Genomic DNA, 23,446 nt, shown 5'->3' with positions numbered 1-23,446 from the left:
GCAGCGTTATTAACGTAAGGTATCCCGGTGAATATTCAGGCTCTTCTCTCAGAAAAAGTCAGTCAGGCGCTGATTGCCGCAGGTGCGCCTGCGGATTGCGAACCGCAGGTTCGTCAGTCGGCCAGAGCGCAGTTCGGCGACTATCAGGCTAACGGCGTGATGGCTATCGCTAAAAAACTGGGCATGCCGCCGCGACAATTCGCCGAGCAGGCTCTGGCGCAGTTGGATCTCACCGGGATCGCCGTGAAAACTGAAATCGCGGGCCCTGGCTTTATCAATATTTTCCTCGACCCTGCGTTTCTCGCGCAGCACGTTGAGGCGGCTGTCGCCTGCGATCGCGCAGGCGTTGAAAAAGTAGCCGCGCCGCAAACGATCGTGGTGGACTACTCCGCGCCGAACGTTGCCAAAGAGATGCACGTGGGCCACGTTCGCTCCACCATTATCGGCGACGCGTCCGTACGCACCCTGGAATTCCTCGGCCACAACGTTATTCGCGCGAACCACGTCGGCGACTGGGGCACCCAGTTCGGCATGCTCATCGCCTGGCTTGAGAAACAGCAGCAGGAAAACGCGGGCGAGATGGCGCTGTCCGATCTCGAAGGGTTCTACCGCGAAGCGAAAAAGCATTACGACGAAGATGAAGCGTTCGCCGCGCGCGCGCGCAGCTACGTGGTGAAATTACAGGGCGGCGACGAGTACTGCCGTGAGATGTGGCGCAAGCTCGTCGATATCACCATGGCGCAGAACCAGATCACCTATCAGCGTCTCAACGTGACCCTGACGCGCAACGACGTGATGGGCGAAAGCCTCTATAACCCGATGCTGCCCGGCATCGTCGCCGACCTTAAAGCCAAAGGCCTGGCGGTAGAGAGCGAAGGCGCCACCGTCGTGTTCCTCGACGAATACAAAAATAAAGAAGGCGAGCCGATGGGCGTCATCATCCAGAAAAAGGATGGCGGCTACCTCTATACCACGACCGATATCGCCTGTGCGAAATACCGCTACGAAACGCTGCATGCCGACCGCGTGCTTTACTACATCGACTCCCGTCAGCACCAGCATCTGATGCAGGCGTGGACCATCGTGCGTAAAGCGGGTTACGTGCCGGAGTCGGTACCGCTGGAACACCACATGTTCGGCATGATGCTCGGCAAAGACGGCAAACCGTTTAAAACCCGCGCGGGCGGCACCATTAAGCTCTCCGAACTGCTGGACGAAGCGCTGGATCGCGCCCGTCGCCTGGTGGCCGAGAAGAACCCGGATATGCCAGCCGACGAACTGGAGAAACTGGCGAATGCCGTCGGCATCGGCGCGGTGAAATACGCCGATCTCTCCAAGAGCCGCACCACCGATTACATTTTCGACTGGGACAATATGCTGGCCTTTGAAGGCAACACCGCGCCGTATATGCAGTACGCTTATACCCGCGTGCTGTCGGTGTTCCGCAAAGCGGGCGTGGCAGAAAGCGAACTGACCGCGCCGGTCGTGATTCAGGACGACCGCGAAGCGCAGCTCGCCGCGCGCCTGTTGCAATTTGAAGAAACGCTGGGCGTAGTCGCTCGCGACGGCACGCCGCATGTGATGTGCGCCTATCTTTACGATCTGGCGGGTCTGTTCTCCGGCTTCTACGAGCACTGCCCTATCCTGACCGCCGAAACCGACGCGCTGCGCCAGAGCCGTCTGAAGCTGGCGTTGCTGACCGCAAGAACGCTGAAGCTGGGGCTGGATACGCTCGGGATCGAAACCGTCGAACGTATGTAACCGCTTTTCGAGCACCAAAAGGCCCGTCATTGACGGGCCTTTTTTACTGGCATCCGCTTAATATTTTTGCGGCAACTTGCCGATAGTAATCAGTCGGCCACGCTGAATTTCGACATATCCGCCTATCCGCAGCTCCTGAATGACTTTCATTACATAGCTTTTCGATAAATTCGTGGTACTGGTAATATACTGGCTGGCGTTAATATTCATTCGCGTTTCCAGTGGCATTTCGCTAAGCGTAATTAACGATTTCCGTACTAACATATAGGAATCGACAGCATAAAAATGATAATTCTTCCACAGCAGCATGTGATAATAAAAAGAGATAACCAGACTGAGTTCTTTCCATAGCATCTTCTCTTCAATGATGTTGAAAAATTCCGTCCGTTTAATTTTTTTTACCAGACTATCTTCTTTTATTATTAACCGAAAACGCTCAAGCTGGGCGCTATGTAACTCGGGCGAAACACCGATAATATTCGGACGGTGAACTTCAAAAAAAATAAGATTATCCCAATCTCGTGTTAATACAAGGCTGCCGGACACCAGAATATGGATATACTCTTCACTCTGCGTCAGGCATGAACCGCGAGGATACTCTTTAATTGAGCCGTAACTCTGTAGGGCATTAATCAGCGTGTTTATCTGAGCGTCCGGCCGTGGCGGTAAAGGATAGTGGTTCATTTCAATGATCCATCAGGATTAACGGCTTCGCACACCGGCGCAGCCTGGCGGCGACTTCCTGTAAGTCAGCGCGATATGCGAATGCGTTGTGAGTTATGCAATCGCGTAGCCAGACGATAAACGATGCCTTTTTATTCAGCCTATGCCATGACAGACATTAACACGACAAAAAAGCCTCGAGCGAAATGTACCCAGGAACAGCATCCAGAAAGAATATTCTTAGCGCGATGCAAAGAATCACAGGCGTCATAGCAGCGAAATTGCGGGAATTACCGAATTATTGCCTTTGCTAAATTGAATCGACAATAATGGCAGTGCGGCTGGCATTTTAAGGACTGACAACAAAGAAACAAGCGACAATTAATTACTTTTTTGGAAAAATTTAATATTGAAAATACAATAATGGCCGAATAAGTACATTATAAACATCATCAAAGCCATAATAACCAGGCTTGTGTCTAAATAAGCTAATACTGATGATTTAAATGTCTTACTGGTAATGAGGTAAACCGGATGTGAGACGCAGCGTTAAAGGAAACGGTAAACACTGCATGAGGAGAATCAAATGGCCGCCGCGTAACCGGTACGCGGCGGCAGGCCTGTCACAGGAACGTGCGCAAATATTCTGTCAGGCAGAGGATCGCCATTGCCTGGCCATAGGGCATGGACGTTAACGGGATCTGGCGATAGAACTCAAGATCGCTCCCCATGCCTGTGCCAAACGACACCTGCAACAGTTCCCCCTGCGGCGAGACATTCGCCACCACGCCTTTAATGGCTTTCTCCGCGATCGCGGCGTATTCCTTGCCGATATAGCGCTTGCGTACCGCTTTCAGCAGGCCATACGCGAAACCCGCCGTGGCAGAGGCTTCCAGATAGGAATTCGGATCGTCCAGTAACGTATGCCACAAACCGCTATCATCCTGGCACCTTGCGAGCGCCGCGGCCTGGCTCTCCAGCACCTGGATCAGGTAGCGACGCACCGGGTGGTTTTCCGGCCAGTCCATCAGCTCCAGAAAATCCGGAATAACGATAGTCAGCCAGCTGTTGCCGCGCGCCCAGCGGGCTTTCGCGAAATTATGGTGGCCTTCGTAATTCCAGCCGTGGAACCACAGACCGGTCTCGCGATCCATCAGATTCTGCACATGCAGCAGGAACTGATACACGGCCTCGTCGATATAATCCGGTTTGTTCAGCAGCTTGCCGATTTTCGCGAGCGGCAGCACGGTCATCATCAATGTGTCGTCCCACATCTGCTGATGATTTTCTTCCGCGAGGGTGATGTGCTGCATGCCGCCATAATCAGTGCGCGGCATGTCATACATCGCCCACTCCGCCCAGCTTTCCAGCCACGGCAGCAGCCGGGTGTCGCCCGTCTCCTCGTAGCGGTACGCCAGCGTAAGGAATGGCGCCATGGTATTAACATTTTTAGTGGTGGCGCCTTCGGCGAAACGCCCGGTGAACCAGTCATCAATGACGGCACGCATCCGCGCGTCGCCGGTCTGGCGGTAATAGTGATAAATGCCGTAAAGCCCCACCCCATGCGTCCACTCCCAGCCCGCCCAGCCTTTGGTGTCAATCACACGTCCATCATCCAGGCGCAGCAGGAACTGGCCGGTCTCATCCTTTATGTTAATCAGGTTGTCGGTAATTTTATGGATCATCGCCTTCAGTTCGTCGCGGGCAATGAAACGCTCGGGCTGACGCAGCAGCGGGCTATGTTTTACAGGCCAGACAATCATTAACTTAACCTCTGTGTAGTATCAAATTCAGGCGTGGTCTCTTTCAGCGCCGGCGCGGCCGGCTTATTGCGATTCAGGTAACCGATATTGTTGTTGCCCCACAGGTTTTCATACGGCATGCCCGCCAGCATCTCGACGGTTGCGCGGTTAACCGGGCTAATGCTCTCCGGCATTACGCGGCCGCTGGCGCGCATTCTGACCGTCTCTTCGCGCAGGATGCTGTGGGTTTTCAGGTTGAGCTTAAAGCGCAGCGAAATCAGGAAGCCGCAGGCCAGCACGATAAGGGTGCCGACGCTCAGAATGGTCAGAATGGTGTGGCTCACCGCCGGCGCCTGCGTGCTCTGGCCGGAAACAAAGCCGGACATCTGCATCACTATCCCCACCAGCATCACCGCGCCCGCCTGCGACGCTTTACGGGTCAGCGTCATAATGCCTGCGAAAATCCCTTCGCGGCGCTGCCCCGTCACGACTTCATCGACATCCGCAATGTAGGTGTAGGTGTTCCACGGCACATAGTTGATGCCGCCGCGCCCAAGCCCGGCCACTGCGGAAATCAGCAGCAGCAGCGCGTAGATATCGCTCATGCCGGCGTAATAGAGCAGCGCATAAGAGAGCGAGCTCAGACCAAACAGCACGACCACCATGCGGTAGGACGGCGCAGGCCCGAAGCGAATGCACAGCGGGATCATCGCTATCACGGCGATAAACTGGAAAATCGCCATCGTGCCGAGCAGGTTAGAGGCGACCGACGCCTCCTGCATCAGCACAAACACTACGTAGTAGGTAAAGACGGCGTTAAACACGTCCTGGGCGATATAGCCGCCGAGGTACATGCCGAGATGCTGGCGGAAAATCTTAATGCGCAGCGTGGAGGAGAGTTCGACAAACAGGCGGCGCAGGCTCTGGCCGAGCGTCAGGTGCTTTTTCTCCTCTTCGGCGCGCAGCGCAGCTTCCGACCACTCCTCGCGCGGGCGTTCCCAGGTGAAGATCCACACCAGCGTCAGCATAAACGCGCACAGGAACGAGAACACCAGGCTCGCGTAGAAAAACGACACCGCGTTATCTTTGCCAAAGTGCGTCAGCAGCACGCCCGGCAGGAATGACGCCAGAATAGCGGACATCTGCGCCATCGAGATACGCGCCCCGGAGAATTTGGTTTTCTGTTTGAAATCGTCGGTCATTTCCGGTACCAGCGTTTCGTAAGGCACCAGGATCATGGTGTAGACCACGTCAAACAGCAGATACGTCAACAGGTAATACCAGAATCCCATATCCCCTACCCACATCAGCGAGTAGCTGAACACGCAGGGGATCCCGAGCAGAATAAAGAATTTACGGCGACCGAACCGCCGACCAAACCAGGTCGTGCCGAAGTTATCGGTCAGAAAGCCCATTAGCGGGCTGACCACGGCGTCGAGTACGCGGGCCGCCGCGAAAATGAAGGTCGCCTCGATGGGCGTTAATCCGCAAAATGTGGTGTAGAAGTACAGAAGCCATGCGGCCGTCAGGGCGGTTGTTCCTGCGCCGAGGAAGTCTCCTGACCCATAGGCAAGGTAATTTGCCAGTCCTGGTTTACGCGTTTTCATCGCCGTCACCCTGTGTGTTTTTATCGGGGCCCCGCTAGTCGCGCCGGGCATTTGGGAGCTATCACGGCTAAAGTAAAAGTATGGCGGACGGGAAACCTTTCCTTTTCTGCCACCTGAAACGGAAATCTGGCAAAAATACAAAGAGCGCTGCCACCAGCTTCACTGATTTATAAAACAGCGTTTCGAAGGGTTCAAAGCGAGAGTTCAGAATTGCGACCCAGCCGCCAAAAAAACGCGGCGGCAGGATGCGTTAACGCGCGCGGCGCGTGATGCGGGAAGGATTAGCGGTAATTCACGATAACCTGACTGCTGCGTACTTGCAGCGCCGGATACAGCCTGCCGCCGCCGGGCACTTCAAAGATAAAGCGCAGCGGCTCGCTGGCGGAAACGTTCATGAACCCGCGGGTGGTGCCGGCCTGATCGTCCACCTGCACGCAGCGGGTTTGCGAGCAGAGCCTCGCCACAAGCCCAGCGGGCGTCGGGCCAATCAGTTCATAGCGCCACGCCACCACCGTCATCACGCCCGTCGCAGGCGAGTCCGGCGCCAGTACGGGCGACGAGGCCGCCATCCCGCGCTGGCTTAACACCGGGCCCATCGCGCTGGCCTGCCAGGCCCCCTCGCCGGCGGCATTCGCCAGCGAAGAGGTCATCAACAGCGTTGTCAGCCAGAACGCACGCATCATTTACCTCCGATGCTTGAGGTCATACGGATATTGCGATTGTCAGAGAGCTCAAGGTTCGAGAGCACCACCAGCTGCGGCAGATTGCGGCGCAGGAAGCGCGCCAGTAACGGACGCAGCGCGTGGTTAACCAGCAGCACCGGCGGCGCGCCCAGCATCTCCTGACGCGACAGCGCCTCTTGCGCCTGCTCCAGCAGTCGGTCAGCCAGGCCCGGCTCCAGACCGCCGCCACCCTGCAGGGCCTGCAGCAGCAGACGCTCCAGCGCGGTATCGAGCCCAATGACCTGCACTTCGTCATTGCCGGGGAACCACTGCTGTGTAATGGCGCGGCCCAGCGCCACACGCACCACGGAGGTGAGCTCGTGCGGGTCGTTCTGGACAGGCGCGTGTTCCGCCAGCGTTTCCAGAATGGTGCGCATATCGCGGATTGGCACCTTCTCGGCGAGCAGGTTTTGCAGCACTTTATGCAGCGTGGTGAGCGTCACCACGCCCGGCACCAGATCTTCAGTCAGTTTCGGCAGCTCTTTGCTGACGCGCTCAAGCAGCTGTTGCGCCTCCTGACGGCCAAACAACTCGGCGGAGTATTGCGCGATCAGGTGGTTGAGATGGGTGGCGACCACAGTACTCGCCTCGACCACCGTAAAGCCCTGGATCTGCGCCTGTTCTTTCAGGGCGCTCTCAATCCAGATAGCGGCCAGGCCAAATGCCGGATCGACCGTCGGCTCGCCCGGCAGAGAGCCTGCGGCAGTGCCGGGGTTAATCGCCAGCCAGCGGCCCGGATAGGCCTCGCCGCTGCCGATTTCCACGCCTTTCATCAGAATGCGGTAGCGGGCCGGCGGCAGATCCATATTGTCGCGGATATGCACCACCGGCGGCAGGAAACCGAGATCCTGCGCGAATTTCTTACGGATACTGCGGATGCGGCCCAGCAGTTCGCCGTCCTGCTGCATATCCACCATCGGGATCAGGCGATAGCCCACTTCCATCCCCAGCGAATCTTCAAGCTGAACGTCGCTCCAGGTCGCTTCCACGGCCTGCGGGTTATCCTGTTGCACCACCGGCGCTGGGGCGGCAGGCGCCTGCTGTTCGCGACCGCGCATCCACCAGGCGAGGCCCAGCAGCGCGGCGGTAAACAGCAGGAACACAAAGTTAGGCATCCCCGGCACCATGCCGAGCAGACCGAGTACGGCGGCGCTCAGCACCATCACGCGCGGGTTGTTGAACAACTGGCCGACCATCTGCTCGCCGACGTCCTGATCGGTCGCGACGCGGGTCACGATAACGCCCGCCGCGGTGGAAATCACCAGCGCCGGGATCTGGGCGACCAGACCGTCGCCGATGGTCAGCAGCGTATAGCTTTCCGCCGCGTGGCCAACCGGCATGCCATGCTGCACGACGCCCACCAGCAGGCCGCCGATAATGTTAATCGCCATGATAAGCAGGCCGGCGACGGCGTCACCGCGCACGAACTTACTCGCACCGTCCATTGAGCCGTAGAAATCGGCTTCCTGGGTCACTTCGGTACGACGCTTTTTCGCCTCTTCTTCGCCGATAAGCCCGGCGTTCAGGTCGGCGTCGATAGCCATCTGCTTGCCCGGCATCCCGTCAAGCACAAAGCGCGCGCCGACTTCCGCGATACGCCCGGCACCCTTGGTGATAACCATGAAGTTGATAATGACGAGAATGATAAACACCACGATACCGATGGCGAAGTTCCCGCCCACCAGGAAGTGGCCGAACGCTTCCACCACTTTCCCTGCCGCCCCGGCGCCGGTGTGCCCTTCCAGCAGAATGATACGCGTGGACGCGATATTCAGCGCCAGACGCAGCAGCGTGGTAAACAGCAGAATGGTCGGGAACGCCGCGAATTCCAGCGTGCGCTGGGTGAACATCGCCACCAGCAACACCATAATGGAAAGCGCGATGTTAAAGGTGAACAGCAGATCCAGGATGAATGCCGGCAGCGGCAGAACCATCATCGACAGGATCAGCAGGATGATAACCGGCCCGGCGAGGATCTGCCATTGGGTCGATTTCAAATTGCCAGGCAGGCGCAGCATTGCCACCAGATTAGCCATCAGTGTCCTTCTCGTTCATAAAATCCAGCGCCTCAGGCACCGGAAGGTTTTCAGGTTTCTTCGGAATCAAACCGCCAGCGAGACGCCAGCGCTTCAGTTGCCATACCCATGCCAGCACTTCCGCCACGGCGGCATAGAGCTGCCCTGGGATCTGCTGGCCAATCTCTGCATGCCGGTATAACGCGCGCGCCAGCGGCGGCGCTTCCAGCATCGGAATGCGATGCTCATTGCCAATTTCACGAATTCGCAGCGCCACAAGCCCTGCGCCTTTGGCCACGACTTTCGGGGCATTCATCTTGTTCTCGTCATACTGCAACGCCACGGAATAGTGGGTCGGGTTATTGACGATAACGTCGGCTTTCGGCACGTCCGCCATCATGCGCCGGCGCGCCGCTTCACGCTGCTGCTGACGAATGCGACCTTTCACGTGCGGGTCGCCTTCCTGGTTTTTGAACTCGTCGCGGATATCCTGGCGCGACATGCGTAATTTTTTGGTGTGGCTGACTATCTGCCAGAACACGTCGAAGCCAACCATCGGCACCAGGCCCATGACAATCAGCACGCAGCACAGCGCCACAAAATTCATGGAGTCGCGCATGGCCGCGATGGGCGACTGGCTGATAAGGCGCATCATGTCTGGCCAGTTGTACCAGAGGAAGACACCGGTCACGACGCCCACAAGCGCCGACTTCATCACGGCTTTCAGCAATTCCGCCAGCGACTGCGATGAAAAAATACGCTTAATGCCGGGCAGCGGGTTTAGCTTATCGAACTTAAACGCCACGGCTTTGGTGTTAAACAGCAGGCCGCCGAGCAGCATCGGGGCGAACAGCGCCACAATCACCACGCCCATAATCAGCGGCACCAGCGCCATCAGCGACTGCTTAATCAGAAAGCTAATCTGGCCGACCACCAGTTTGGGATCGTTAATAATGCTGTGATCGAAATGCAGACCGTGCGCAAGCATCGCCGCGAGCTGGCGCGCTAACAGCGAACCGCCGACCCACAGCACCGCGACGCCGACCAGCAGCATCAGCATAGAGGTCAACTCTCGCGATCGGGGGATCTGCCCTTCCTCACGCGCTTTTTCTAGTCGGTGGGGTGTGGGGGCTTCTGTTTTGTCGTCGCTATCGTCTGACACGATTCGATTCTCACTACATTTTGCCTGTGCCTATCATGCCAAAGGGCGCCCGCGCTAATAGCCGAATTAGCGCTAAGAAATGATGGGGTTTCTGCCGTTAAGTGGAATTCATTGGCTGTCGTGAACCTAAACGTTGCAGCGCTTTTGCGTGCCGCCTCGTGGAATAAAGATATATCCCTGAAAGGCTTAGCCTCACTTGCCCTGCTCTGGTAGCGTAACCGAACACACACAGGAAAAGAGGTTTTTATGGATATGCAATGGGAAAGGCTGCTCAACAGCGCGCGCCGCAAGGATAAATATAAAGAGACGCCCGCACAAAAAGCGCCATCCGTTACCGACATCACACCTCCCATCAGTACGGGTCGTCAGGAGCTGGAGCGCGATTACGACCGCATTCTGTTTGCCGCGCCCACGCGTCGCCTCGCCGATAAAACACAGGTGTTTCCGCTCGACCGCAACGACAGCGTGCGTACCCGACTGACGCACTCTCATGAAGTCGCAAACTTTGCCCGCGGCATCGGCGTACGCCTCGCCTTTGAGATGAAGCCCGCTATCTTTGGCGCATTGCCCGAAAGCCTGTGCGTCGAGCGTGACGTCCCCGCCCTGCTCGCGGCGATTGGGCTCGCACACGACTTAGGCAATCCGCCGTTTGGACACCAGGGCGAAGCGTCCATGCGCACCTGGTTTGCGCGTAACCTGACGCCGTTAATCGAAAAAGCCACAAAGACAGAACTTCCCAACCCTGCAATTTTCAACGACTTTCTCGAATTCGATGGCAACTCGCAGACGTTTCGCCTGTTGACAAAGCTGCAAATCATCAATGACGAATTCGGGCTGAACCTGACTTACGCCACTCTCGCCGCCTTAATTAAATATCCGCGTTCGTCCTGTACGAATACCGCGCGCCACTGGAAGAAGCACGGGTTTTTCTGGTCTGAGCGGGAAGTTGTAGAAGAGGTCTGGCAGGAAACAGGCTTACGCGAAGGCGTTCGTCATCCGTTTACCTGGCTGATGGAAGCCTGCGATGACATCGCCTATTCCGTCCTGGATGCTGAAGACACCGTTAAAAAAGGCCTGGCGTCCTATCACGATCTGATGAATTTTCTGCGCTGCTGGGAATCGCATAGCGGGAACGCGAACGATAACGCAGACCCCCTGATCGCCGAGGTTATTAAGAGTACGCAAGAGAAGAACGAAAGCTATCGCCATAAGCTCAAAGAGCTCTCCCCAGCTGAGCTTAATGACCTGAATATGCAAATGTTTCGGGTAAACGCCACCAGCGCGCTTATCAACAGCGTCGTGCAAGCCTTCGCCCAGCATATAGAGACGTTAATGCGCTACGATTGCTTGTGGACTGATCTCATTGGCCAGAGCAGCGGGGCGCAACTCTGTAAAGCGCTAAAAGAATTCGATCGTACTCGTGGCTATCGTCATCGCAGCGTGCTGGAACTGGAACTGCGCGGCTCAAACCATATTCAGGGCGTTATGGATATGCTGTGGGTCGGTATTCACGGCCATAAAACCCGCGCGGAGCAAGACCGCGAAAAGAGACTTCAACGAACAGACGTCACGTTTTCCGGCCGTGCGTCTTATGACTCCGATACGCCTTTTGGCCGTTTTGCTTATGGACGGATCTCGGAAAACTATCGCCGCGTCTTTGAAGACCCGAACAACACCCTGCCGGTGCTTTATAAAGAAGCACAGCTGCTGGCGGATGCTGTCTCTGGCATGACGGATAGTTATTTGATGGACCTTCACGATGAGCTAAAATCGCTCTATGAATACCAATATCGCTTACAGGCGCGACCTGCTTAAGCGTCGCATTGAAGCCTATTTTAAATCCTGCGACGAGCGCATTGCCGCGAGAGAGATGATGATGCGTCTCGCGGCGCATTCGCACGCCTGGATTTTTGGCGGCATGATCCGGGATATTGGGCTCTATGGGACAAAAGGCTTCACCTCTGACATTGATGTTGTTATCAACACAACCCGTGATGCCCTGCTCGCAGAGTTACAACGTCTGGCGATTGATGATTACTGCCTGAATAAATATGGCGGCGTGCGCTTTCGCTATCAGAATATCGATTTTGATATCTGGTGCCTTGCGGATACCTGGGCGTTTCGTGAGAACCTCATCCCGCTTGAGAGCGAGCAGAGCTTGCTTAAAACCACGTTAATGTCATGGGATGCTGTGCTGTACGGATTACATAATCGCACGCTGAGCAGTCCCGATAACTATCTGGATGAGTTGCAACAGCGGCGCCTCGAGCTGGTACTGGGCCATACCCCTAATGAAACCGGCGCACTGGTGAAGATTTTGCGCACCATTTATGGCAAGCAGGTAGGTAAAATCGGCCCGCGTCTGGGTGCTTATCTGCAAGAACAGCTGGCGCATTACCACGATGACACGCTGCTGCGCTATGAACACGCCCATTACGCACGCCTCGCCCTTAACGGACTGCGGCTCGAAAAGCTGCGTCAGCGGCTAACGTCTTTTGAGGCGCAGGCCGATCTCACGCTCGATTTCCAGATGCCGCAACAACAGCTGACGCTCGCCCTGCAGGTAAAATAAAACCGCCGCCCATCAGGCGGCGGTTTTGACTCAGAACCCCAGGCTGTCGAGCAGGTCGTCGACCTGATCCTGGCTTGCCACAACGCCTGCGGCGGTGGCGTCCAGCTGCGGGCCGTTGAGCAGGCTGTCGTTCGGGCGCTTGGCGCGCGCGTTCGGCTCCGGCATGTTCTCCAGCAGCACCATCAGAAGCTGGCGCTCAATTTCCTGGATAACATCCATCATGCGCTTGATAACCTGACCGGTCAGATCCTGGAAATCCTGCGCCATCATGATTTCCAGAAGCTGGGCGTTGGTGAAGCTGGTGTGCTCCGGAACGCCTGCCAGATACTGGCGAGTGTCCGTCACAAGCTCACGCGCGTCGCTCAGTTCGATCGGGTTTTCAAACCACTCGTCCCAGCGACCGCTCAGCGCTTTCGCGTCGCTTTCCAGTTTGTTCTGGTGAGGCTGCGAGGCCTCGACGCAGTTCAGGGCGCGTTCGGCGGCCTGCGCTGTCATCTGCACCACATAGTCAAGACGGTCGCGCGCGTCCGGAATAGCTTCCGCCGCTTCCGCAATCGCCTGATCAAGCCCCAGCTCGCGCAGGCTGTCACGCAGCATGCGGGTAAGACTGCCGATACGGACAATAATGTCGCCAGTAGAATGCTCGTCAGTCGGTTTTATCGATGCCGTCATCTGCCTGTCCTCACATGCCGAGTTTTTCGAAAATCTTGCTCAGTTTCTCTTCCAGGGTCGCCGCCGTGAACGGTTTCACCACGTAGCCGCTGGCGCCTGCCTGCGCTGCCGCGATGATGTTCTCTTTCTTGGCTTCCGCTGTCACCATCAGCACCGGCATAGAGGCCATAGCGCCGTCGGCGCGGATGGTTTTGAGCAGTTCAAGGCCATCCATGTTAGGCATGTTCCAGTCAGAAATTACAAAACCGAAACCGCCGGTCTGGAGTTTGTTGAGAGCATCCACACCATCTTCCGCTTCTTCTACGTTGTTGAAACCCAGCTCTTTGAGCAGGTTACGTACAATGCGGCGCATGGTGGAGAAGTCATCCACTACCAGAAACTTGAGATCTTTATCCGCCATAAAAACTGTACTCCTCGTTAAATACGTATTGCCTGTCCGGCACTGATTTTCGCCAGCATCTGCTGGCTGACCTGGCTTAGATCGACGACTTCGCTGACGCCACCCATGTTGATGGCCTCACGCGGCATGCCGAACACCACACAACTTGCTTCGTTTTGGGCGATGGTCCAGGCGCCCGCCTGATGCATCGCCAGCATTCCCGCCGCGCCATCGTTGCCCATCCCGGTGAGGATCACGCCCACCGCGTTGCGCCCCGCATGTTTGGCTACGGAGTGAAACAACACATCCACGGCCGGACGGTGCCGGTTCACCGGCGGTCCGTCGTGGATCTTAATCTGATAGTTCGCGCCGCTGCGCGCGAGCTCCATATGCTTATCGCCCGGAGCGATATAGGCATGGCCCGGCAGCACGCGTTCGCCGTCTTCGGCTTCTTTCACGCTAATCTGGCACAGCTTGTTCAGACGCTCGGCGAATGAACGGGTAAAGCCAGGCGGCATGTGCTGAGTAATCAGCACCGCCGGGCTTGAGAGCGGCAGCGGCTGGAGCACATGGCGAATCGCTTCGGTGCCGCCTGTGGAGGCGCCGATGGCGATCAGTTTTTCCGAGCTCAGCAGCGGGCCCGCTTTCAGCGTTTTCGGCACCACGTCCGGCAGACGGGCGGAGATGCGCGCGCGCGAGGCGGTACGGACTTTATCGGCAATCAGTTCGCTGTAAGCCAGCATGCCTTCGCGAATACCGAGCTGCGGCTTGGTGACGAAATCCACGGCACCGAGCTCCAGCGCGCGCAGGGTCACTTCCGAGCCTTTGCCCGTGAGCGACGAGACCATCACCACCGGCATCGGACGCAGGCGCATCAGTTTTTCCAGGAAATCGAGGCCATCCATACGCGGCATCTCGACATCCAGCGTTAACACGTCCGGATTGAACTGCTTAATCAGATCGCGGGCCACCAGGGGGTCCGGCGCTGTCGCCACCATCTCCATATCGCTGTGGCTGTTGATAATTTCGGTCATGATCTGACGCATCAGCGCCGAATCATCTACTGACAACACTCTGATTTTACTCATTCTTTTTCCTTACTCAGGGCGTACACCGTCTGACCGCGCAGCGAGAAATCCCGGCTGAGGTTACTGAAGTTTTCCGAGTGGCCCGCGAAAAGCAGGCCGCCGGGCTTCAGCAGCGGAACAAAGCGTTTGAGGATCTCCTGCTGTGTTTCTTTATCGAAATAAATCATCACGTTGCGGCAGAAAATCGCGTCAAATGGCCCCGGTACGTTGTACTGCTTATCAAGCAGGTTCAGCGAGGCGAACTCAATCTGATTCGCCAGTTCGTTACGCACGCGCACCAGCCCCTGATGAGGGCCTGTTCCGCGCATGAAATAGCGTTGCATCTGCTGCGGTGAGAGGGTTTTTAACTCCTCCTGGCGGTAGATGCCGCTTTGCGCCTTTTGCAGCACTTCGGTGTCGATATCCGTGCCAAAGACTTTCCAGCGGCCCGGCGCGGTGCCAAGCGTATCCGCGAGCGTAATGGCGATGGAGTAAGGCTCCTCGCCGGTCGACGCCGCGGCGCTCCAGACGCGATAATCGCCGGTACGCTTGCGGGCGTGTTCCGCCAGCACCGGGAAGTGGTGCGCTTCGCGGAAAAACGCCGTCAGGTTGGTGGTCAGCGAGTTAATAAACGCCTGCCACTCGGCGCTGTTGGCGTTCGCTTCCAGCATGCTGAGATAGCGTCCGAAATCATCCAGGCCAAGCGTGCGCAGACGACGAACCAGACGGTTGTAGACCATATCCCGCTTATGTTCGGCCAGCACAATTCCCGCGCGCTGGTAAATCAATTGACATATCCGACGGAAATGCGTGTCGGACAGCGCGAGGCGCTGTGTCATCTGTACTAATAATGACGTTTGCCCAGCAGGCATGGATGATGTCATAGCGCCTTCTTCTTCACAGTCAGGGGGTTCCTGGCACCACCCAGGGTGGTGCGGCCATCTTGTTACGCTCGTGTGAGTCGTGTTCAAGGTTTAAGACTGAATCTCTTTTTTCATCCGCCGCGCCATCTTGCGGGCGGCTGACCCTATTCATTGTCGCGCAGGCGCTGTATCGCACGTTCCACGTGCGGGCGACCTGCGCCATCCCGACCACACTCCCTGTCGGTATGACCATTCTGTGCAACATCCTTGCTTCCTTAGCCGGTCATAAGCCGGACTTTGTTCAGAACGTTTCCCAGTTGTCTTGCCCGGCGGCGGCAGGTTTGCTCGCCGTATAGCTCGCGTCTGTCGGCGTCGCGCGCGGGGCGACTGGCGCCGGTCGCGCACTGGCGCGGGCATGCGCGAGGCGGAAAGCGGCGACTGCCTGCGACAGGCGGCTGGCCTGATCTTCCAGCGCGCTGGCGGCCGCAGCGGACTGCTGCACCAGCGAGGCGTTCTGCTGCGTTACGCGATCCATCTCGGAGACCGCCAGCGCCACCTGATCAATGCCGCGGCTCTGCTCGTCGGAGGCGGAGGCGATTTCGCCCATGATGTCGGTCACGCGGGTGACAGCCCCGACAATCTCCTGCATCGTTTCACCGGCGCTTTCCACCAGCACGGAGCCGGAGTCGACGCGGGAGACAGAATCTTCAATCAGCGCTTTAATCTCTTTGGCTGCCTGGGCGCTGCGGCTTGCGAGGTTGCGCACTTCGCCTGCCACGACCGCGAAGCCGCGGCCCTGCTCCCCTGCCCGTGCGGCTTCCACCGCGGCGTTCAGCGCCAGAATGTTAGTCTGGAAGGCGATGCCGTCGATAACGCTGGTAATGTCTGAAATCTTTTTCGAACTGGCGGCGATGTCGTGCATCGTGTTCACCACGCCATCCACCACTTTGCCGCCGCGCTGGGCGGTTTCCGACGCGCTCAGCGCCAGTTGCGACGCCTGACGGGCGTTCTCCGCGTTCTGCTTCACGGTCGCGGTCAGCTCTTCCATGCTGGCGGCGGTCTGCTCCAGCGCCGACGCCTGCTCTTCGGTGCGCGACGAGAGATCGGTATTGCCCGCGGCGATTTCGCTGGTGCCGCTGTAAATCGCGTCAGTGCCTTCGCGCACGCTGCTGACCGTCTGGATCAGCGCCTGCTGCATATGCTGGACGCTTGCGGACAGCTCGGTCATCTCGTTACGGCCTGAGACCGTAATGTTTTCGGTCAGGTTGCCGCCCGCTATCTCGCGGATATGGTGGATAACCCCCGCAAGCGGCGTCAGCAGGATATGGCGAATGCCGTACCACACCAGCGCGATAACCAGTACCAGAAGCACAGCCAGAATGGCGGTCTGCCACTGGGCCAGGCGGAAATCGCTGCGGCTGTCATCCCACGCCTGCTGCACCAGACGCACGTTAACGTCGTCGTAGCGCGTCACCGCTTTTTCCAGCGCGTTCTGTTTGCCTTGCGTGGCCTGCGCGAAGTAGGCATCCATGTTGCCGGTTTCCAGGTACTGCACCAGTTCGCTCAGCGCCTGGTAGTAATCGCGATAGCTCTTCTCAACGTCGCCGACGGCCGCGTTAATTTCCGGCACGTCCACCGTAACGCCTTTGAAGGCGTTAAAGCGCGTATCCGCCTCGCCCAGCACTTTTTTCGCCGTGTTGAGCAGATCGGTTTTCGCGCTGCTCTGCTGGTTGTTTGCATCCATCATCATGCGCGCCGCGGAGCGGCTTAAGTTGATGCGGGTTTGCAGCAGCAAATTCCACGACTGGTTAAGCTGCGCCTGTTGCAGACGCAACTGGTGCGACGCGGCGAAACTTTGCTGGTTGTCATTCAGTGACGAGAAAAACAGCCCACCGGAAATGAGTTGCAGCAGTGCGAACACCACCAGCACCATCATCAGCAGTGAGACAACGCGGATACGATTCAACATGCGACACCTTCCTTCTGGTTCCTGAAGGGGTTATCGGCATGGCCTGGGGGAACTTTATCGTTGTGTTAAGGAAATTTGCCTTAGTCGGCGGGGGCATCAGAAGGCGACGTCCACTACCAGCGTATCGGTATAACTCCCGGCGGGCGGCGTATTTTGCGTGGCAAGAATTCGCGCCGTGTATTGGTAGGATCGCAGCAGACCGTCGGTGCTGACCTGCGAGGCGCTGTCGCTTGACCAGCGTTCGGCCCCGCTGACGCCCCAGCGGTTGGCGGTGCTGCCTTTATAAATCTCATAGCTGAGCCGGTTCGCGCCGCTCGCCATATTGCGCACGCTGCCCACGGCGTTGTTGCCATTGTTGATGCCGACGGTGTACGTGCTGCCTTTGGTGCAGGTAATGGCGATGGTTTGCGAGACGGGCGCGAAATCTTTAACCAGCGGCGCGCTGGCAAAATTCAGGTTCGGCGCGCTGATCGTGCTGCAATCATTGGTGACGATGAGCGTCACCAGACTGGTAAAGGTTGACGTGCCGTTCTGCGGCGTCAGGCAGACCGCGACGCCCACCGCGCAAATGCTGTAGTTGACGCTGAAGCTGAGCGTCACCTGGTAGGCCCCCGCCGCGACGTTTTGCCCCTGTAGCGTGCGGATGTAGACAGGGAAAGTGTAGCGCTTGCTGGTGAGAAGGTTCAGCAGCGACTGGCCGCTCCAGCGGTAGCTGCCGTTTACCGTAAGCTCGCTGCCGGACGGACAGCCGCTCTGGGCGCAGACCTGCAAAGGGATGCGGTCAGTCGCGTCACCGCTGCGCCCAAGCGTGGCGCGGGTGCCGGAGGTGGTCGTGGCGCCGGTGAGCGTCAGGTTGACAAAGTCATTGTTCAGAATGTTGAGCACCGAGTCGCAGTCTACCGTCAGCGTCGCCGTGGTGGTCTGCACGGTGCTGTTGATAACAAAGGATGTCTGGTTGCCATAAGCGGCGTTCGTGCCGCTGACGCGACAGGCCGCCAGCGCCGGCAGGCTTGAGAGCAACAGAACAACGACCAGCAGCAGACGAGTCATGGCGCAACCTCGCGACAAATAAGCGGACCATAGGTTTCCAGGCGATGCGTGCGGGCGCCCCCGACCGTCAGGGTCACGCTGCACGTTTTGCCGTCCGGTTTAACGACGCGCAGCAGATTAACCTCGCCAATATCTTCGAGCCACGCGATGCCGTCGTAGCCCACCACAGCGGTAGCCCGGTCGGCGCGCTGTACCTGGCTTGCGACCGGCAGCGGCTCGCCGTTTTCATCATGCAGGATGACGCTCGCCACCCGCTCCTGCTCCATCGGGAATGTCACCAGATAGCCGCTGTTGCGCCGCAGCGCGAGGCGCCGTTCGGTCTCGCGAATGCGGGTATCTGCCGGGAGGTTAAGCGCGTCGATGCTGTAGGTCGCCGGGTAGTACGACGTCACCCCGCTCACCAGCAGATAGCCATCTTCGTCGGTCTCGCCTATCGGCTGGTTTTCAAAGTTTACCGTCACGCCCGGCTGCCCCTGCGTGCTGACCACGGCGAAGGCGTCGTTGATCTGATTCGCGGCGAACAGCGAACCGTCCAGCGTCACCAGCGAGCCGGTTGCCTCGCCCCAGCGGGTGAAGTTTTTGGTCTGCCCGTAGATCCCGCCCTGCATCTCGACATGATTATTGTGCCAGCCGAGCGTCGCCTGCTGATAGTTGTCGTCGCGCGACTGGTTCGCCCAGGCCAGGTTCCAGCTAAAGCCGCCGTCGCTCGGCATGGCGCGGCTGTAGTTGACGCGCTGCGTGGTGCCGCTCTCCGGCGTGGTTTCGGCGCTGAGCGCGACCGAGCTCTGCTCGCCAAGCGGAATTTGCAGCGAGAGCGCGAAGGTCCAGTCACGGTCTTCATAGTCGTGGCTGGCGGCGAGGTAGAGGCTGCTGTTCCATAGCGTTTTGTTCCAGGAGAGGTTCAGCAGCCGGGTATGGTCGCGGTTGAACGACTGCACGTCCAGCCACGCCGCGCCGACGCTGCCCGCCGCGCCCATATTGAGCGTCAGCGCATATTGCGTGGTTTCGCGGCTTAAGGTGACGATAGGCTGCTGATACTGATCGTAGCGTACGGGTTGATCGTAGAGCGCCAGGTTGCCGAAACCGCGCGTGCGGCGAGTTTGCTGCGTCGAAAGGCTAAAGCCCGCCGTATTGTACTGATAGCCCCAGTTCCACTGCTGCCCGCTGTTGTCGCGCATGTTGCTCCAGCTGCCCGCGCCGTTTATCACGCCAAAACGCCCGAGTTTAACCAGCGACCCGACGCCGCCGAGCGTCAGTTTTTCCGCCGCCTCGCCGTGGGTTTCCAGCGTCCAGAAATCGGTCACGCCGTAGCGCCAGGAGCCGCTCGCCGCCGCCGGACCGTAATCGAAATTTTTCACGCCGTAGTTGCGACGCAGCGCGCCCGCGCTGAACGAGCCGTCGCTTAAGCCAGGTTTCAGCAGCTCGCTTGCCACATAAAACGGCAGCGTGGTGGAGACCTGGCGGCCCAGGGCGTCGGTGGTGACCAGCACGGCGTCGCCGGAGCCGTTGATATAAGGCAGATTGGTGAGCGTGAACGGGCCTGGCGCAAGCTCGGTGGAGCCGGAGCGGTAGCCGTTGATGAACACATCGACAGTTGAAGGCACCGCCGCCTCGCCGGAAAAAGCAGGCAGCGGATACGTAATGAGATCGGGACGCAGCGAGAAGTCGCGGCCCACGGTGATACCCCCCATGCGCACGCTGTTGCTCCAGCTCAGGCTGTCGCTTATCACATCGCCCAGCGACCAGCTCCAGGCGTTATCGTCGTTAGTGCGGTTAAACGTGGTGTCGTAGCGCATATAGCCTTCATCCTGACCCGGATAGCCGCGAAACACTTCGCGCAATGCCCCGGTGGACGAGAGCGAACCGGCGTTGCCGAACAGGCGCATCTCGTGCCACAGCGAGGCCTGGCGCAGGCCGTTATTGGTGTCGCTGGTGTAAAAATCGTAATTCAGCACCGCGCCGTTGCTGGCGCGCGGACGCACCCGGCGCTCCTGCTCGCCCAGCGCCACGGTATGCGACGGCACCCAGTCGGTGGGCACCGTCAGCAACAGCCGCTGTCCGACGCTGTCATAGCGGCTTTTGACCTGCGGGAGCGACGCGACATTCACATCGCCCGGCGGAATTTTATCGCCCGGCAGCCCGGCGCGTTGCAGATCCGCCGATGAGACCCACATCGCGCCGTCACGCCGCGTCACCGGCACGACCAGCCCGGTATCGTAATAGTTGACCACCAGCGAAAGATGGAACACCGCCTGGCGGTCGATGGCCTGCGCGTCCGGGGGCGGCGGCAGCGCGTCGTCGCCCTCCAGAGCGCTAACGGCGGGAGAGACGACGCAAAGCAGGCTGATTAGCACCCCCCGACCGCTTACCGGGCGGCGGCTTGCCATTTCGCCTCACGGGCATTAACGGAGGCGCTAAGCTGGGTCGGCTGCGGCATGCCTGCGGGCAGCGGGAATACGCGCGTCTGGCCGGGCAGCACATAGCCCAGCAATCCTTCCGCCAGCGTGCGCCGCTGGCCGCCCTGCTGTATCGTCACTTTGCTGATGCGGGCGTGGATCTGATCGCGGTTGGTGATTTCAATGGCCGGCTGGCCATTATCCCTGACCACCCGCCACGACAGATTCTCTGGCTGCAAAAACGCGTGATGCGCGCCCGCGCGCTGGGTGGCGACACCCTGCCCGTAGGCGAAGAGCGGAATCGAATAGCGCATTTGCAGTTTCAGCCCCAGCTGCGGTTTGCCAGGCTCGGTGGGCTGAGGAATTTCATCCACCACGATGCGATACGCCTGCTCGACGCCCGCCGGGATTGCGGCCTGACGGATCAGGCGGATGAGCTGTTTCTTATTGCCGTCGATGCGCACGATAGGCGGGCTTGCCACCACATCCTGCTGTTGCTGGTAACGCTCGTTGCCGCCTTCCTGACGCCAGCGCACGATGCGCACCTGCATCGTCATTGGCGTGGCACCCTGATTCTGTATCCACAATTCCGCTGCGTTGTCGTCCGCCGCGAGGTAAGGATCGATGGGCCAGATAAGCATATTGCCGGCCGCCCAGGCGCTGCCTGTCATCAGCCAAAACGCGGCGGCCAGTCCGGACCGCCTGAGAGACGTTGCGAGATGCATCGTGTCTGCTCTCCCTGTATCACCATGATAATGTCACCGTAAGCCTGTCGGTGTAGGCTCCGGCGGGGCTGAAGCCCGTAAGCTGCGCTGCGCCAAAAATCGGCAGCGAAATGTTATTGCTGTTGCTGTAGGCGATGGAAACCGCCTGATTGACGCCGATTTCACTCGCCGCATTCAGCGAGCTTGACGTGTAAAGCCGATACGGCACCCGTTCGGTGCCGCCGCCGCGCACCAGATTACGCACCGAGGAGCCGTAGTTCTGCCCGCCGTCGATGCTCATGCTGAGCGCCACGCCTGGCGTGCAGGCGAGGAGCAGTGAAGAGGACGGGACAAAGCTTGTGCTGACGCGCGCGCTTTCCACGCCGCTGCGGGTGCCGAAGTTCAGCGTGCCAAATGTGCCGCCGCTGCCGGTCGTTACGGAGCACCCGGCGGCGATGGTCGCGCTGACCTGAAACGACTGTGTCGTGATAGCGTGCGCCGCGCCGCTAAGGGCAAGCATCAAACCGATCGCACTCCATTGAATTCGCCGCACAGCGCTCTCCAGGGGCAGCCGCGCCCGGCTGCCCGTCATCCTCATGCCCGCCCTGCTGGCGCTTAGTAGGTCACGCTGACGTTAATCGTGTCGGTATAGGTGCCCGGCACCACGGTCACGCTGTTGCCGCCGCCCTGGATACGGCCGTAGATGGTGTAGTTATCCACCCCGCCAGTGGTAGAGGCGACCGGAATGGCGGTGTTATTGGCGATAACGTTCTGGAAGGCGCTGTCGCTGTAGAGGCTGTAGGCCACGCCCTGCCCGGTATTGGTGGTGTTAATGAGATAACGGCCTGGTGTGCCTGGCGTGCCGACAATGGTGCCCGGCGCCTGGTTGGTGCTGCCCGTGATCTGAACGGTGTATTCCGGCGTGGTGCACTGGATGGAGAAGGTGTTGCCGCCGCCCGCGCCCGTAAGCTGAGTGGTCAGTGTGGAGAAGGTCGCCGGACTGGTCCCGAAGTTCAGGGTACCGAAGTTGATCCCATTCTGGCTCGGGGAGCCGTTAATCAGGCAACCATTAGTCAGCGTTAAGGTTGCCCCGATAGTCCCGCTGCTGGTGACCGCGTGGCTGGCTGGCGCGGTCACCATCATGCCGGCACCGAAAATAGCAGCAATAAGACGTGTTTTCATCTTGTTTATCCTCAAACTCAGAACGGAATCGACGCGTTGCCTGGCCGGGATGGCGGCCTGCTCATGGAACGCAGCACGTCAGACGAGACGCTAAACTGAAATTTAGTTTATGTTTCAAAACATCACAAAAGTTGTTAAACGTGTCGGTGATGAGCCGTGAGAAGGGATGAAAACGTTTTATTATCAAAAGCTTAAAAATATGTCGCGGTCGTTAAATGTAAATAACAAATGATATATTACTCATTATGTGATCTACATCACGCCACGGACGGGCGTAAACCGTGAAATGCCCCCCGGTGGCGGGCATATAACAGGCAGCCCGGCCCTGGGTTTGCGTTCAGCCGGATGATCGAAAGCAAAAAAAAGGGGCGCTTTCGCGCCCCGTGCCACTGCTTTTCTTGTTGTCACGCCACGCGGGCGGTTGCGCTGTCAATCAGTTCCATTTCTTCACTGTTGAGCAGCTTCTCAATGTGTACCAGAATCAGCATACGTTCGCCAATAGCGCCGAGGCCGGTCAGGTATTCTGTGGAGAGCGTCACAGCGAATTCCGGTGCCGGGCGAATCTGATCGGCGGTGAGGGACAGCACGTCAGACACGCCGTCCACCACAATACCCACCACACGCTGGCCGAAGTTCAGTACGATAACCACGGTGTTTTCGTTATATTCCACATCGCCCTGCTCAAACTTCACGCGCAGGTCAACGATAGGCACGATCACGCCGCGCAGGTTAGTGACGCCTTTGATGAAAGACGGCGTGTTCGCTATGCGGGTTACCTGATCGTAACCGCGAATTTCCTGCACTTTGAGAATATCGATACCATATTCTTCGTCGCCCAGGGTGAATACCAGGAACTCCTGGCCAGACGGCTCGCCGGCCAGTTTAGTGACGTTGCTCATACCGGTCATATTACTTACCTT

Annotated in this window: 20 protein-coding genes; 3 read left to right on the top strand and 17 right to left on the bottom strand. The window is 58.4% G+C overall.

Annotated elements, in window-relative coordinates; genetic code table 11:
- Window positions 1–27: 27 nt before the first annotated feature.
- Window positions 28–1,761, top strand: coding sequence for an arginine--tRNA ligase (argS, locus tag AFK63_RS06265; protein ID WP_038862300.1), 1,734 nt, complete (start codon window positions 28–30; stop codon window positions 1,759–1,761).
- 57 nt (window positions 1,762–1,818) lie between these two features.
- On the opposite strand, the gene AFK63_RS06260 is transcribed toward argS, so the two are convergent.
- The 6 genes from AFK63_RS06260 to flhB form a co-directional block, all read right to left on the bottom strand.
- On the bottom strand, window positions 1,819–2,445 hold the full coding sequence (locus AFK63_RS06260; protein ID WP_038862299.1) for a helix-turn-helix domain-containing protein: 627 nt from the start codon (window positions 2,443–2,445) through the stop codon (window positions 1,819–1,821).
- Window positions 2,446–3,047: 602 nt separating this feature from the next.
- Window positions 3,048–4,187, bottom strand: coding sequence for a beta-galactosidase BglB (gene bglB / locus AFK63_RS06255; RefSeq protein WP_038862298.1), 1,140 nt, complete (start codon window positions 4,185–4,187; stop codon window positions 3,048–3,050).
- Entirely contained in the window at window positions 4,187–5,773 is a 1,587-nt protein-coding gene (locus AFK63_RS06250) for an MFS transporter (protein WP_038862294.1), read from the bottom strand. Before AFK63_RS06250 ends, bglB begins: the two co-directional genes overlap by 1 nt.
- Window positions 5,774–6,054: 281 nt before the next feature.
- Window positions 6,055–6,453, bottom strand: a complete 399-nt coding sequence (gene flhE, locus AFK63_RS06245; protein ID WP_038862292.1) for a flagellar protein FlhE — start codon at window positions 6,451–6,453, stop codon at window positions 6,055–6,057.
- Window positions 6,453–8,531, bottom strand: a complete 2,079-nt coding sequence (gene flhA / locus AFK63_RS06240; protein ID WP_038862291.1) for a flagellar biosynthesis protein FlhA — start codon at window positions 8,529–8,531, stop codon at window positions 6,453–6,455. The genes flhE and flhA overlap by 1 nt, the downstream gene beginning before the upstream one ends.
- Window positions 8,524–9,672, bottom strand: a complete 1,149-nt coding sequence (flhB, locus tag AFK63_RS06235) for a flagellar biosynthesis protein FlhB (protein ID WP_071603660.1) — start codon at window positions 9,670–9,672, stop codon at window positions 8,524–8,526. Before flhB ends, flhA begins: the two co-directional genes overlap by 8 nt.
- Before the next feature lie 246 nt (window positions 9,673–9,918).
- On the opposite strand from flhB, the gene dgt reads away from it, so the two are divergent.
- Both dgt and AFK63_RS06225 read left to right on the top strand, forming a co-directional pair.
- Window positions 9,919–11,487, top strand: a complete 1,569-nt coding sequence (gene dgt / locus AFK63_RS06230) for a dGTP triphosphohydrolase (RefSeq protein WP_081642065.1) — start codon at window positions 9,919–9,921, stop codon at window positions 11,485–11,487.
- Complete coding sequence (locus tag AFK63_RS06225; protein ID WP_038862289.1) at window positions 11,450–12,244, top strand: hypothetical protein; 795 nt, start codon at window positions 11,450–11,452, stop codon at window positions 12,242–12,244. Before dgt ends, AFK63_RS06225 begins: the two co-directional genes overlap by 38 nt.
- Before the next feature lie 30 nt (window positions 12,245–12,274).
- On the opposite strand, the gene cheZ is transcribed toward AFK63_RS06225, so the two are convergent.
- From cheZ to cheW, 11 genes are all read right to left on the bottom strand, one after another.
- Window positions 12,275–12,916: a protein phosphatase CheZ gene (gene cheZ / locus AFK63_RS06220; protein WP_038862288.1), complete on the bottom strand. Its 642-nt coding sequence runs from the start codon at window positions 12,914–12,916 to the stop codon at window positions 12,275–12,277.
- 10 nt (window positions 12,917–12,926) lie between these two features.
- The gene (cheY, locus tag AFK63_RS06215; RefSeq protein ID WP_004388326.1) at window positions 12,927–13,316 is read right to left on the bottom strand and encodes a chemotaxis response regulator CheY; all 390 of its coding nucleotides are present in this window, start codon (window positions 13,314–13,316) and stop codon (window positions 12,927–12,929) included.
- A gap of 17 nt (window positions 13,317–13,333) precedes the next feature.
- The gene (locus tag AFK63_RS06210; RefSeq protein ID WP_007699027.1) at window positions 13,334–14,383 is read right to left on the bottom strand and encodes a protein-glutamate methylesterase/protein-glutamine glutaminase; all 1,050 of its coding nucleotides are present in this window, start codon (window positions 14,381–14,383) and stop codon (window positions 13,334–13,336) included.
- Entirely contained in the window at window positions 14,380–15,246 is an 867-nt protein-coding gene (cheR, locus tag AFK63_RS06205) for a protein-glutamate O-methyltransferase CheR (protein ID WP_038862286.1), read from the bottom strand. The genes AFK63_RS06210 and cheR overlap by 4 nt, the downstream gene beginning before the upstream one ends.
- Before the next feature lie 280 nt (window positions 15,247–15,526).
- Window positions 15,527–17,194: a methyl-accepting chemotaxis protein II gene (gene tar, locus AFK63_RS06195; protein ID WP_038862283.1), complete on the bottom strand. Its 1,668-nt coding sequence runs from the start codon at window positions 17,192–17,194 to the stop codon at window positions 15,527–15,529.
- Window positions 17,195–17,290: 96 nt separating this feature from the next.
- The gene (locus AFK63_RS06190; protein WP_038862282.1) at window positions 17,291–18,244 is read right to left on the bottom strand and encodes a Csu type fimbrial protein; all 954 of its coding nucleotides are present in this window, start codon (window positions 18,242–18,244) and stop codon (window positions 17,291–17,293) included.
- Window positions 18,241–20,631: a fimbria/pilus outer membrane usher protein gene (locus tag AFK63_RS06185; protein WP_038862280.1), complete on the bottom strand. Its 2,391-nt coding sequence runs from the start codon at window positions 20,629–20,631 to the stop codon at window positions 18,241–18,243. Before AFK63_RS06185 ends, AFK63_RS06190 begins: the two co-directional genes overlap by 4 nt.
- On the bottom strand, window positions 20,610–21,365 hold the full coding sequence (locus AFK63_RS06180; protein WP_038862279.1) for a fimbrial biogenesis chaperone: 756 nt from the start codon (window positions 21,363–21,365) through the stop codon (window positions 20,610–20,612). The genes AFK63_RS06185 and AFK63_RS06180 overlap by 22 nt, the downstream gene beginning before the upstream one ends.
- A 19-nt stretch (window positions 21,366–21,384) precedes the next feature.
- A complete protein-coding gene (locus tag AFK63_RS06175; protein ID WP_038862359.1) occupies window positions 21,385–21,897 on the bottom strand; it encodes a Csu type fimbrial protein in 513 nt (170 codons plus the stop codon).
- Between the two features lie 62 nt (window positions 21,898–21,959).
- Window positions 21,960–22,526, bottom strand: a complete 567-nt coding sequence (locus tag AFK63_RS06170) for a Csu type fimbrial protein (protein ID WP_038862278.1) — start codon at window positions 22,524–22,526, stop codon at window positions 21,960–21,962.
- A gap of 404 nt (window positions 22,527–22,930) precedes the next feature.
- Complete coding sequence (cheW, locus tag AFK63_RS06165; protein WP_007719446.1) at window positions 22,931–23,434, bottom strand: chemotaxis protein CheW; 504 nt, start codon at window positions 23,432–23,434, stop codon at window positions 22,931–22,933.
- Between the last annotated feature and the right edge of the window lie 12 nt (window positions 23,435–23,446).

It is taken from the genome of Cronobacter muytjensii ATCC 51329, from assembly GCF_001277195.1.
Taxonomy (GTDB): domain Bacteria; phylum Pseudomonadota; class Gammaproteobacteria; order Enterobacterales; family Enterobacteriaceae; genus Cronobacter; species Cronobacter muytjensii.
This window is presented reverse-complemented; position numbering and strand designations above follow the sequence as displayed.